General features: G+C 70.3%; 9 protein-coding genes. 1 reads left to right on the forward strand and 8 read right to left on the reverse strand.

All coding sequences use genetic code 11. From position 1 onward, the window contains the following. Nucleotides 1-64: 64 nt before the first annotated feature. From rhaI to LPA41_RS35180, 8 genes are all read right to left on the reverse strand, one after another. The gene (gene rhaI / locus LPA41_RS35145; protein WP_229075564.1) at nucleotides 65-1,216 is read right to left on the reverse strand and encodes an L-rhamnose isomerase; all 1,152 of its coding nucleotides are present in this window, start codon (nucleotides 1,214-1,216) and stop codon (nucleotides 65-67) included. 2 nt (nucleotides 1,217-1,218) lie between these two features. Then, nucleotides 1,219-2,274, reverse strand: a complete 1,056-nt coding sequence (locus LPA41_RS35150) for an ABC transporter permease (RefSeq protein WP_229075565.1) — start codon at nucleotides 2,272-2,274, stop codon at nucleotides 1,219-1,221. Beyond that, complete coding sequence (locus tag LPA41_RS35155; protein ID WP_229075566.1) at nucleotides 2,271-3,266, reverse strand: ABC transporter permease; 996 nt, start codon at nucleotides 3,264-3,266, stop codon at nucleotides 2,271-2,273. The genes LPA41_RS35150 and LPA41_RS35155 overlap by 4 nt, the downstream gene beginning before the upstream one ends. After that, nucleotides 3,263-4,768 (reverse strand): sugar ABC transporter ATP-binding protein, encoded by a 1,506-nt coding sequence (locus tag LPA41_RS35160; protein WP_229075567.1) that lies wholly within the window; start codon nucleotides 4,766-4,768, stop codon nucleotides 3,263-3,265. Before LPA41_RS35160 ends, LPA41_RS35155 begins: the two co-directional genes overlap by 4 nt. Then, nucleotides 4,768-5,796: an autoinducer 2 ABC transporter substrate-binding protein gene (locus LPA41_RS35165; protein ID WP_229075568.1), complete on the reverse strand. Its 1,029-nt coding sequence runs from the start codon at nucleotides 5,794-5,796 to the stop codon at nucleotides 4,768-4,770. Before LPA41_RS35165 ends, LPA41_RS35160 begins: the two co-directional genes overlap by 1 nt. A gap of 1,158 nt (nucleotides 5,797-6,954) precedes the next feature. Then, a complete protein-coding gene (locus LPA41_RS35170; RefSeq protein ID WP_229075569.1) occupies nucleotides 6,955-7,626 on the reverse strand; it encodes a DUF3618 domain-containing protein in 672 nt (223 codons plus the stop codon). A gap of 668 nt (nucleotides 7,627-8,294) precedes the next feature. Then, a complete protein-coding gene (locus tag LPA41_RS35175) occupies nucleotides 8,295-8,714 on the reverse strand; it encodes a phage holin family protein (protein ID WP_229075570.1) in 420 nt (139 codons plus the stop codon). Between the two features lie 128 nt (nucleotides 8,715-8,842). Beyond that, complete coding sequence (locus LPA41_RS35180; protein ID WP_229075571.1) at nucleotides 8,843-9,709, reverse strand: inositol monophosphatase family protein; 867 nt, start codon at nucleotides 9,707-9,709, stop codon at nucleotides 8,843-8,845. 207 nt (nucleotides 9,710-9,916) lie between these two features. Between LPA41_RS35180 and LPA41_RS35185 the strand changes: the two genes are divergently transcribed. After that, a complete protein-coding gene (locus LPA41_RS35185; protein WP_229075572.1) occupies nucleotides 9,917-11,572 on the forward strand; it encodes a serine/threonine-protein kinase in 1,656 nt (551 codons plus the stop codon). Nucleotides 11,573-12,428: the final 856 nt, after the last annotated feature.

Genomic DNA, 12,428 nt, shown 5'->3' on the forward strand with positions numbered 1-12,428 from the left:
CCGCAGAGAAGGCCGCGCGGGCGCCGCGGAAAGGCCGCGCGGGCGCCTGCCGGCGAGCGGATCGTCAGGCCCCCCAGCTCGCCTGGGTGCCGCCGACACGCTCGGCCGCGGCCGTCTCCGCGTACCCCGAGCTCTGGAAAGCCGCCACCGGATCCCGGGGCAGGCCCCGCGCCTCCCGCCGGTCCGCCAGTGCGCCGCGCACGTCGGTCTCGTACGCGTCCATCAGGATCGCGTTCGCCCCCAGCACGTCGCCGGCCCGCTGCGCCGCCGCCAGTTTCTCCTGGTCGATCAGGAGCGCCTTGGCGAGCGCCTGCTCGACGTTGAGCACCGAGCGAATCTGGCCGGGGATCTTCTCCTCGATGTTGTGGCACTGGTCGAGCATGAAGTTGACCTTCGACTCGGGCCGGTGCGCGCCGGCCGCCACGATCTCCGACAGGATCCGGAAGAGCTGGAACGGGTCGGCCGAGCCGACGATCAGGTCGTCGTCGGCGTAGAAGCGCGAGTTGAAGTCGAACGCGCCCAGCCGGTTCTGCCGCAGCAGCTGCATGACGATGAACTCGATGTTCGTGCTCGGCGCGTGGTGACCGGTGTCGAGCACGACGGTGGCCCGCTCGCCCAGGGCCAGGCAGTGCAGCAGCGAGGTGCCCCAGTCCGGGATGTCCATGCTGTAGAAGGCCGGCTCGAACAGCTTGTACTCCAGCAGCATCCGCTGGTCGCCGTCCATCGCGTCGTAGATCCGGCGGAGTGACCCGGCCAGCCGTTCCTGCCGGCCGCGCAGCGAGTCCTGACCGGGATAGTTCAGGCCGTCCGGAAGCCAGATCTTCAGGTCGGTGGAGCCGGTCTGCCGCATCACGTCGAGGCACCGCAGGTGGTGCGCGACGGCCTTGTCCCGGACCGCTGCGTCCGGGTGGCAGAGCGAGCCGAGCCGGTACTCGTCCTCCTGGAACAGGTTCGAGTTGATGGCGCCGATCGAGACGCCCAGCTTCTCGGCGTGCGCCCGCAGGTCCGACCAGTCGTCGACGACGTCCCACGGGATGTGCAGGGAGACCCGCGAGGCCAGCCCGGTGACCCGGTGCACCTGCGCGGCGTCCGAGATCTTCTCGTACGGGTTGCGCGGCACCCCCTGGGTCGTGAACACCTTGAACCGGGTGCCCGAGTTGCCGTACGCCCAGCTGGGGACCTCGATGGTGAAGCCGTCAAGTCCGTCGAGGTTCATGGTCAACTGCCTCCGTATTTGCGGTTGGTGAGCCCGTTGAGCAGTGCCGCGAAGACGAGCACGGTGCCCAGGGCGAGGAGCTGGTACTGCGAGCCCTCGTTGCCGACGAAGGCGAGCAGGATGCCGGCGTTGAGCCAGACGATGAGCAGGGTGGCGAGCACGACGCCGGCGACCCGGCCGATGCCGCCGGTGATCGCCACGCCGCCGAGCACGGCGATGGTGATGGCGGGCAGGGCCATGCCGTTGCCGGAGACGCCGGCGTCCGGGCGTGCCGAGGCGAACTGGGCCACGGTCACCACGGCGACCAGGCCGGAGATCAGACCCGCATAGACGTACGCCTTGAAGCGCGTGTCCCGGACCGGGAGGCCGGCCCAGCGCGCGGCCACGTCGTTGGTGCCGATCGCGTAGAGGCGGCGCCCGTACGCCGTCCGGGCCATCAGCACCCACACCGCGACCACCGTGGGCAGCAGGAACGTGAAGATGCCCAGCGGCACGTCCGGGATGTACTGACCGATGATCGGCAGTTCGACCGACCGGCTCAGCGAGAACAGCTGCTGGATCGGCTCGGTGCTGATCGGCTGCTGGTTGTTGACCACGATGGCCAGCGACTTGTACGCGTAGAACGTCGCCAGCGTCGCGATCAGTGCCGGGAACCCGATGTAGGAGACCAGGAAACCGTTCACCGCGCCGAGCAGCGCACCGAACGCGGCCGTCGCGATGATCGCCAGCCAGAGCGGCCAGCCCCATTCGCCGTACGCGAAGCCGAACAGCATCCCGGCCAGGCTGACGATCGCGCCCACACTGAGGTCGATGCCGCCGCGACCGGAAAGGATCACCAGCATCTCGGCCAGGCCGAGCATCGCCAGCGGAACCGCGGTGATCAGCGCCGCCGACATGTAGTCGAAGTCGTAGGGCGCGGTCAGGTAGCCACCGGCGTCGTTGATGAAGAACGTGACGACGACGATGACGATCAGCACCGCGAGCAGCGGGATCCGCTGCGTCAGGAAGAGCCGCGTGAGATCCGTCTTCTCGCGCTTCTCCAGTGTGGTTGCCGTCATCGGGACCTCCTCGCCCTGGCCCGCAGCAGGTCGGCGCCGACCGCCACGATGATGAAGATGCCGACGAACAGGTCGGACAGCTGCGAGCGCCAGCCCAGCTGGGTCACCCCGGACGCCACGGTCTGCACCAGCAGCGCGCCGAGGAAGGTGCCGAGCACCGAACCGCGGCCACCCATGATCGAGGTACCGCCGATCACCACGGCGGCGATCACGGCGAGTTCCTTGCCGGAACCGACCGACTGGTCGAGCGTCGACGTGCCCTGCGCGATCACGAAGCAGGACGCGAGGCCGACGAGCACCCCGGTGGTCAGGTAGGCGAGCAGGACCCGGCGCTGCACGCGGACACCGGCGAGCCGGGCCGCCTGCGCGTCCCCGCCGATCGCGAAGAAGTGCCGGCCGCCGGCGGTGTGCCGCAGGTACCACCAGACCGCCGCGGTGATCAACGCGGTGATCAGGAAGGCGTGCGGGATGCCCAGGGTCCGCCCGGCCTCGCCGCGGCCGAAGAAGCCGAGCGTGCCGGGGATCCCGTTCACCGTGCCCGAGCCGAAGATCTGCAGGCCGAGGAACATGAAAAGGTTCGCCGTGCCGAACGTGATGATGATGGCGTGCACCCGGCCGTAGGCGATCAGGAAACCGTTGATCAGGCCGAGCGCACCGCCGGCGAGCACCGAGATCAGCACCGCCACGGCGAGGTTCACGTCCGAGCCGACGAGCGTCTTCGCGGTGATCACCGAGCACACCATGATGGCCGCGCCGACCGAGACGTCGATGCCGCCCGTGATGATCACGATGGTCATGCCGACGCCGACCAGGGCGACCGGCGCGGTAGCCACCAGCAGCGGCTGCAGGGACCCGGCGGTGAGGAACGCCGGGGTGCTGACCGCCAGGGCGGCCCAGAGCACCGCGATCACGCCGATCAGGACGATCTCCTGGCCGGTGACCGGGCTCGGCAGATTCTTGATCTTCGCTGGGGGAGTGGCGGTGATCGTCATTCGCTTCCTCCCGCAGCCGCGGCCAGCAGATCGACCTGCTTGGCGTCCGGACCGAACTCCTCCGTCGTGGTGCCGCCCCGCACCACCTGGATGCGGTCGGCGATGCGCAGGGCCTCCGGCAGGTCCGAGGTGACCACCAGCACCGCGGTGCCCTCCTCGGCCAGCTCGGTGATGAGGCGGTGGATCTCCTCCTTGGCGCCCACGTCGACGCCCTGGGTGGGCTCGGCCAGGATCAGCACCTTCGGGCGCTCCACCAGCTGCCGGGCCAGCACCACCTTCTGCGCGTTGCCGCCGGACATCGCGCTGATCGGCTGCCGCTCGTGCGGGGTGCGCACCGCCAGTCGCTTGATCAGGTCGAGCGCGACAGCCTTCTCCCGGGCCCGGTCCACGAACACCCCGAGCTTCGACAGCAGCCGCAGGTGACCGGCCGAGATGTTGAAGGCCAGCGACTGGAAGCCGAACATGCCCTCGACCTTGCGGTTGGCGGGCAGCAGCGCGACACCCAGGCGTTGCGCATGTTCCGGATTTCTCGGATTCTCCGGTTTTCCGGCGATGGCGAGCGTGCCGCCGGTCGCCCGTTCGATGCCGTAGCAGCAGGCCGCGATCTCCGAGACGCCACTGCCGACGAGGCCGTACAGCGCGACGATCTCACCCTGGTGCACCGTGACGTCGACGTCGGCGAACTTGCCGGTCCGGGTCAGGCCGCGCAGCTCCAGCATGGCCGGCCCCGCCGGGACCTCCCGGTGCGGCCGGGCGTCCGACAGCTCCTCGCCCACCATCAGGTGAGCGATCTGGCGCACGCTCAATTCGCCGATCGGGTACGTGCCGATGGTCCGCCCGTCGCGCATCACCGTCACCTCGTCGGCGATGCGGAACAGCTCGTCCAGCCGGTGCGAGATGTAGATGACGCTCACCCCGGAGGCGGTCAGCCGCCGCACCACGTCGAAGAGCACCTCGATCTCGGCGTCGGTCAGGATCGCCGACGGTTCGTCGAGGATCAGCACCTTCGCGTCGCCGGACAGCGCCTTCGCGATCGAGACCTGCTGCTGCTCGGCGATGGACAGGTCGCCCACGGTGGCGGTGGCATAGCCGGCCGGGAGGCCGAGCAGCTCCAGCAGCTCGACCACCCTGGTGTTCTGGGTGGCCCAGTCGACCCGGCCCTGCTTCTTGAGCTCCTTGCCGAGGAAGATGTTCTCGGCGACGGTCAGCTCCGGGAAGAGCTGCGGTTCCTGATAGACGGTCGCGATGCCGAGCGCGATCGCGTCGGTGGTCGACCCGATCCGCACCGGGCTGCCGTCCCACTCGATCTCGCCGGTGTCGGCCGTCTCCGCACCGGCGACAATCTTGATCATCGTGGACTTGCCGGCGCCGTTCTCCCCGACGAGGGCGTGCACCTGACCCGCCCGTACCGTGAGATCGGCGTGCTGAATGGCCCGGACCGCGCCGAACCGCTTGGAGACAGCGGTCAGGCGCAGTCGGGGGATCTGTGTCTCCGCGGCCATCAGTAGTTGAACTGGTCGACGTTCTGGTCGGTGATCTGCAGTGCCGGGCCGAGCAGCAGCATCTTGCTCGCCTCGTCGTAGGTCACCGAGGACAGGTCGCCGGAGACGTTGTTGGTGGCCGAGAACGGCTTGTCCTGCGCGAGCTGCGCGCCGGCCCAGGCGGTCAGGTAGCCCAGGTTCTCCACGTCCCAGAGGATCGCCGCGGTCGACGACTTGTCGGTCAGGTACGGCTTCATCGCCTGCGGCGTGCCGAGACCCACCGTGAACACCTTGCCGATCTTGCCGGCGTCCTTCACCGCCTGCGCCACACCCGGCGCGGACGAGGTGCACTCGCCCACCAGCCCGGTCAGGTCGGGGTGCGCGTTCATCAGGTCGGTCGCCATCTGCGTCGCCTTGGCCTGGTCCTCACCGGCGTAGACGATGTCGACGATCTGAGCCTCCGGGTACTTCTCCTTCGTGTACGCCTTCTGCACCTCGATCCACGAGTTCAGGTTCTCGGCGGTCTGACCGCAGGAGACGATCGCGTACTTGCCCTTGCCGCCCATCGCGGTCAGCAGCGCGTCGGTCAGTCCCTGGCCGATACCCTCGGCGGTGGCCTGGTTGACGAAGACCTCGCGCACACTGCTCGGCGCGTCGGTGTCGGCGGTCGCCACGTGGATGCCGGCGTCCTTGGCCTGCTGCAGCAGCGGAGCCATGCTGTCCGGGTCGTTCGGCGCCACGATCAGCGCGTCCACCTTCTGCTGGATGTAGGACCGCACGATGTCGGCCTGCGCGGCCGCGTCCGCCTGCGTCGGCCCCTGGTAGAGCCACTCCACGTTGCCGAGCGCGGCGGCGGCTTCCTTACCGCCCGCGTTCATCGCCTCGAAGTACGGAACACCCTGCAGCTTCGGTACAAAAGCCACTTTGTACGTCTTTTCGCCGCCGGCGTCTCCGCTCGCGGCCGTGTCGTCGTTCTTCTTCGTGCACCCGGTGAGAGCCAGGGCAGCCGTCGCGGTGAGCGCGACGGCGGCGGCGAACCGAGGACGCATGACGCCTCCAAGTAAGGACATGTTTGAAACGTTCTAGCGGGGGTGTGACTCACGTTACGATCGTGTTAGGGGTGGGTCAAGAGGTGCGATCGGTGCTCTTTGAGGTGGGCATTCGGGGTGGCCGTCGCGGATGGGCGGCGATGCCTGGTCAGCGGGGGCGTTCGGGGGTTGTGGGGTGAGACGTTTCAAGTATGTCTCGAGTGGGGGTAGAGGGTCGGCGTGTGTCCGGGCCGGGCGTTGCTCGGGATGGGGTGCGTTTGGCGTGGGGCGTTGCTCGGGGGTGGGACCGTTGGTCGGGCTGGGCGTTGCTCGAGGGTGGGACGTTGGTCGGGCTGGGCGTCAGTCGGGCTGGGCTGAAGGTCACCGGACACGCGGGACATGTCATCGGCCCACTACGCCGGTCCCTGCAGCGGCAGCCGGCCGAGCGCTCACGTGTTCCGTTCAGCAGCGCGGGGGCGACACCGTCCGCCGTAGTCGTCCTCGATCGAGTCCGGCTGTCACTCGCGGTTGCTGGGGAGCCGGGTTTGGCGACCGTGGGTGACAGCTGGGTCCCGGCTGTCGCTCATGGCTGGCGGGCTGCGCGTTTTTCGACCGTGGGTGACAGCTAGGTGGGTCTGGCTGTCGCTTGCGGTTGGTGGGGCGCCTGTTTTTCGACCGTCGGTGACAGCTGGGTGGGTCTGGCTGTCGCTCGCGGTTGGTGGAGGGCGGGCTTTTCGACCGTGGGTGACAGCTGGGTGCCGGCTGTCACTCGTGGTTGTCGGGCTGCGCGTTTTTCGACCGTGGATGACAGCTGGGGGGTCGGCTGTCACCCACGGCTGGCGGAGGACGGGTTTAGCGACCGTGGGTGACAGCCGGCGGCGCCTGGCTTGCGTACGGTGGCTCTCGAGCCGTCACCAGCTCGAATCCCGCAGTGACCGCCCGGTCACGCCGTTTGAGAGGCTGCACGCGGTGGAAGCGCGCGCCCGCATACGAGCAGGGCCGCAAAGACCGCGACCGGGTTTGCCGGCCCGGTGATGCATCGGCGGTCAGCGTGCCGAGAGCATTGTTCCTCGGCCGCGGTGCCGGCTCGGGGTTCGTGCCTCGCCGCTTTGGTGGACACCGGCGGCGGCATGCGAAACGGCCGGGCCCATCAATGGCCCGGCCGTTGAGAATCGCGGTTCAGCGTGCTTTTCGGATCAGCACGGCGCCAATGGCGGCGGCAGCCAGGGCGGCACCCAGAATCGCGTAACGCTGCGGCTCCTCGCCGACCCGCCGGGGCATCGAACCGATGGCGCCCGACGCGCGTCCGGCCGCTCCGGAGGCCGATCCCGCCACCTGCTTGCCTGCTCCGGCGGCCGATCCCGCCACCTGCTTGCCTGCTCCGGCGGCCGACGCCGCCACCTGCTTGCCGGTTTCGGCGGCCGACGCCGCCACGTGCCTCCCGGTTTCGGCGGCCGACTCCACGACGTGCTTGCCGGTTTGCGCGGCCGACTGCCGTACCCGGCCGGGCACATCCGCCTTCGCCGCCAAGGCCGCGGCGGTCTCGCCCATCTCGGCCCGGGTGCGTTCGATTTCTTCCTTCAATTCACTGGTACGGGACGGCGGCCCATCACTGCCGGCAGACTTCTGTGGGGTGACCGGAACGGTACCGGTGGTCCCGTTCTTCGCCGGCTCCGCCATTTTCCCGGAATCGTTCCCGGCAGCCGGTGCCCCACTCTTCGCCGATTCGCCGGGAGCCGCCGGCCGGGCCGCAACGGTGGTCCCGCCGGCGCCTTGCTTGTCGCTCGCCCCGCTGCCACCGGAGGTGCGGACCCGATCGCCGCCGGCCGAGGTCGAACCGCCGCCGGCCATGCCTGATCCGGTCCCCGTCCCGGAGCCGGTTGCCGTGCTTGAGCCGGTTGCCGTGCTCGAGCCGGTTGCGGTGCCTGATCCGGTTGCCGTATCGGCCCGGTGCTGCCCGATCGCCGCCCCCGGCTTTCCAGCTGAGGAGGTGGCCGCCGCCTGCACGCTACCGGTGGCGGTCGTCGCCGCGTGCTTCCCAGCGGTCGCCGATGCCGGCTTCTCCGCAGCTGTCCCGCTTGCCGGGGTGGCCGTCGCAGCCTGGTCGCGGGCTGCCGCGGATCCGTGCTTGGCGCCGGCCCCACCGGTCGTCGCCGTGCTCGCGGGTGAAGCCTTCACCGGCTCGCTCTTGACCGGCTCGTTCGGCGTCGGGGAGGTCTTCGTGGGCGCGCCACTGGAATCGGTGCGGCCCGGCGAGGGTGGGCCGTCGCTGCGGGCAGGTTTGGCCGTACCCGGGCCTGTCCGATTCTGCCCAGGTGGTGGCGCCGGCTTCGGGGTGGTGGGCTTCGAGCCGTGCTGTTTGCGGTCCGGTGTCGGCCGGGGCCGGGTGGTCGCGTTCACGCCCGACGACGGGCCGGGGCGGTTCGGCGGCGTCTTCTGCGTGTTCGCCGACATCCCGTGGGTGGGTTGCGGCGTGCCGGGGTTGTGGTCGCGCTTCTGCGGCGACGAGGCGTCCTGGCTCACGACTGCCTGCCCTCGCGGGCCGCGTTCATCAGCGTCTCCACATCACGGCGGCCGCTGGCCATCGCGTTCTCGGGCGTGGGCGGTACGGCCTGCTCGACCTCTTTCTTCCCGACGAGTGCGGCGATCCCGGCGGCTGCGAAGAGCACCACCGTCACGATCAGGGCGGCCGCCCACACCGGCATCACCAGGGCCAGCGCGGCGCCGATGGTGACGAACAGGGCGCCGAGGCCGTACATCGCGATCACGCCGGCCCCGCCCAGCAGGCCCGCGCCCTTACCGGCCTTCTTGCCCTTCTCCACCATCTCGATGCGGGCGAGTGCCAGCTCGTCCCGGACCAGTGTGGTCACCTGCTCACTGAGCCGGCTCACCAGCTCAGCGGTCGACGCCTGTTCGGTACGTGCGTCTGTGTGGGTCATCGTCCCCTCCGTCCTGCACGGTTGTCCGCACGAAGACGTACCCCTGCGAATCCCGACTAATCGCCCCGCCGCTGGTCAGCCCGCCGAGTCTCACTACCGGGGGAGATGTGGCCGTTATGGATCAGCCATCAGGAGGGGCCGGCGGAGGAAGAAGCGACCGAGGAGGAGGCGGGGGAAGAGTCGGCGGGGGAAGAGGAAGGGGCACCGGCCGATGACCACGAATCCCGGATCAGCGTGAGCAGGGCGGCGTGCGTGGCGGTGTCCGCGGCGACCAGCAGACCTTCCGCGCCGGTGTGCAGTGGCTGACCCAGCACCCCGGTGACGACGCAGCCGGCGGCCCGGCACACGGCCGTGCCGGCGGCGAAATGGACGCTGTCCCGGACACTGCCATATGTCACATAGGCCGCCCGCTGCCCGGATGCCACCCACAGCAGGGCCAGCGTCGTCGACAGTACGCGCGGCCGGAACGTGCCCGTGAACCCGGGCGCGGACAGCAGCAGTGCGGGATGGCTGTCGAAGGGCGGGTCCAGGTTCACGTCGACGAGCGTGGATTCCGGGGACGGGTGGAGGGGGTGGTCGCGGCCGTCGCGGCGTACGCCGGCATGGTGCCCGTTGCTCCAGAACGTCTCGCCGCTGAACGGGTCGGCCGCGGCGGCGGCGGAGATCTCGCCGGAGGGCAGGCGCAGGGCCACGTTGACGGCGACGAGCGGATTGCGTACGGCGTAATTGAGGGTTCCGCAGAGCGGGTCGACGAGCCAGCGCCGCCCGTTGCCGGTGTCGCCGCTGCTGCCGCTCTCCTCGCCGGTGATCGCGTCGCCGGGGCGGTGGGTCCGCAGCGCGGCAAGGATTGCCTGCTCAGCGGCGATGTCCGCCTCGGTGGCGAAGTCGCCGCCGGTCTTGTCGACACGGCCCAGAGCGGTGCCGTACCGGGAACGGACCACGGCGGCTCCGGCTTCGGCCGCCGCTATGGCAGTCTCATGATCGTTGAACGACACGCGGGCCAGCGTAGGCCCGCACGACAAACGCAGGAGTCACCGCATCAACCTAGCCTCCTAGGATGCCTTTGAGGGTGTGCCGGGGTCGGGTCAGGGGCAGGGATGCGGCGGACGGATGCGACAGAAATCGACCGGGTCGGGGACGGCCCTGGGCGGGCGACACGCGGGGCCGGCACGGCCTACGTTGGGGAAGCCCGCGGAAAGGGTATGACGGAACCTATGCCCGATGCGCCGACAATCCTTGCCGAGCGGTACCGGCTGGGCGAGCTGCTGGGCCGCGGCGGGATGGGCGCGGTGCGCCTGGCCCGTGACGAGACGCTGGAACGCGACGTCGCGATCAAAGAGATCGATCAACCTCCCGGCGAGGAGGGTGGCGCCGCGGCGCGGCGGACCCTGCGGGAGGCGCGGGCGGCGGCGCGGCTCAGCCATCCGAACGTGGTCCAGGTGTACGACGTCCTGCAGCTGGACGGACGCACCTGGATCGTCATGGAGTACGTGCCGTCGCGGTCACTGAAACAGGTCATCACCGAGGACGGCCCGCTCGATCCGGGCCGGGCCGGCCGGCTCGGGCTGGCCCTGCTCGACGCGCTGCGTGCCGCGCACCGCAACGGGGTCGAGCACCGGGACGTCAAACCGGCGAACGTGCTGCTCGCCGACGACGGCCGGGTGCTGCTCACCGACTTCGGCATCGCGGCCATGGACGACGACTCGGTGATCAGCCGGTCCGACGTGGTGGTGGGTTCGCCGCAGTTCATGGCACCGGAACGGGCGCGGCTGGGCGTGAGCGGACCGGAGGCGGACCTGTGGTCGCTGGGCGCGACGCTGTACGCGGCCGTGGAGGGCCATTCGCCGTACGAGCGCTCGTCGACCATGGCCACCCTGACCGCGCTGGCCACCGAGGATCCGGAACCGCCGGTGCACGCCGGGCCGCTGCGGCGGGCACTGGACGGGTTGCTGCGCAAGGACCCGAAGAAGCGGATCGGCATCGAGGAGGCGGAACGGCTCATCCGCATCGCGATCGCCGACCTGGGTGAAGACACCGGCGCGGTGACCGTACCCGTGCCGGAGGAGCCGCACATCCCCGTCCAGCGCACCGCCCCGCTGCCGTCGGAGGTGCCCGACGACGACGTGCCGCGGCGTCGGCTGGCGCCGCGGCTGCTCGCGGCGGTGGTGACCGTCGCGATGCTGACGGCCGGTGGGGTGGCGTGGGCGATGAACCGCCCCGACGGTGACCCGGCGGCGCAGCCGACCCCGACGCCGGCCACCAGCGCGCCGGCCACCGCGACCAGCGCGCCGCAGGCGAACCCGCCCGCCGGGCAGACACCGGCGAACACGGCACCGACAAGCGCGGCGTCGTCGGCCGCGCCGTCCTCGGCGGCGCCGGCACCGTCGAAGCCGCCGCCGAGTGCCGCCGGGCGTCCGGCGCTGCCGGCGTCGGGCTGGGAGGAGTACAAGGACTCGACCGGCTACTCCGTCTATGTGCCCGTGGGCTGGACGCACCGGCAGGAAGGGACGATCGACTACTTCCGCGGTGACGGGAAGGTGCTCGGCATCGACCAGACGAACAAGCCGAAGTCGAACCCGGTGGCGGACTGGCGCAGTCAGTCGGACTACCGGGTGTCGCGCGGCGACTTCCCGAACTACGACGAGGTCAAAATCGCCTCGGTCAAGTACTTCGAGAAGGCCGCGGACTGGGAATTCACCTTCACCAGGGGCGGTACGCGCCAGCACGTCAACAATCGCGGCGTGGTCGTGTCGAGCCGCAAGGCGTACGGCTTCTACTGGCAGACCAAGGACTCCGAGTGGGACGCCGCCCGCAAGGACCTCCAGCTGATCTTCGACAGTTTCGTCCCCAAGAAGTAGCGCGTTCGTCTCGAGGGAGTAGCGCGTTCGTCTCTAGGGAGTAGCGCGTTCTTCCGGAGGGAGTAGCGCGGAAGCCGCGGCCCGCTGCGTCACGGTGGCGTGGCGGTGTTGATCTGCCAGCGATGCGAAATCGCGGTTTCAACCCCATGATCACAGCGATTTCGTAGCGCTGGCAGATCAACATCTCGACGTGGGCGCGCGATCGGCGTCACCGGGCCAGAGGGGACGCGGGGGTGATGCCGCAGGCGGCGGTGTCGGCCGGGCGGGGTCTTTCCCGGCGAGCATGGTGTCGGCCGCAGGGTCACCAGGCCGGGCACGGACGGTCGGTGAGCCGCAAGGTCAGGTGATGGACCCGGAGGGCGGGCGGCTCAGCGGGCCAGGCGGCACACCGGGCGGCACACCGGGCGGGACACCGGGCGGCACGGTCCCGGTAGAACGCGCGCCCGGTGGCTGGTAGAGGGTGGCGGCCGCGCGGTGGTGGTGGCGGCGCTGTGGTGGCGGCACGGTGGTGGCGGCGTGCACCGGGCGGCTGCCGGCTCACGCGGGCGGCAATTTTCCGGTCCGATTACAGGCTTGTTCCCGGTCATGGGCTAAGGCACGGGGCTGCTGGCCGGCGGGCCCCTGATCGCCGACACCACTACGAGGTCTGTGGAGAGCTAGGGGGTGTGGGCGACGGCTTCGTGGAGCCTGGTCGGGGTCATAGGCCCCGCTGCCAACCACGAACGCTTCGTGCGTCGCCCACCACACTCCAAGATCGGCGGGCGCGGGCCGCGCGGGGACGCCGTGGGGTGGCGGGGACGCCGTGGGGTGGTGAGCGCGGGGTGTGGGGTGGCGGGGACGCCGTGGGGTGGTGAGC

Origin of the sequence: Actinoplanes sp. DH11, assembly GCF_020873875.1 — a bacterium.
Taxonomy (GTDB): domain Bacteria; phylum Actinomycetota; class Actinomycetes; order Mycobacteriales; family Micromonosporaceae; genus Actinoplanes.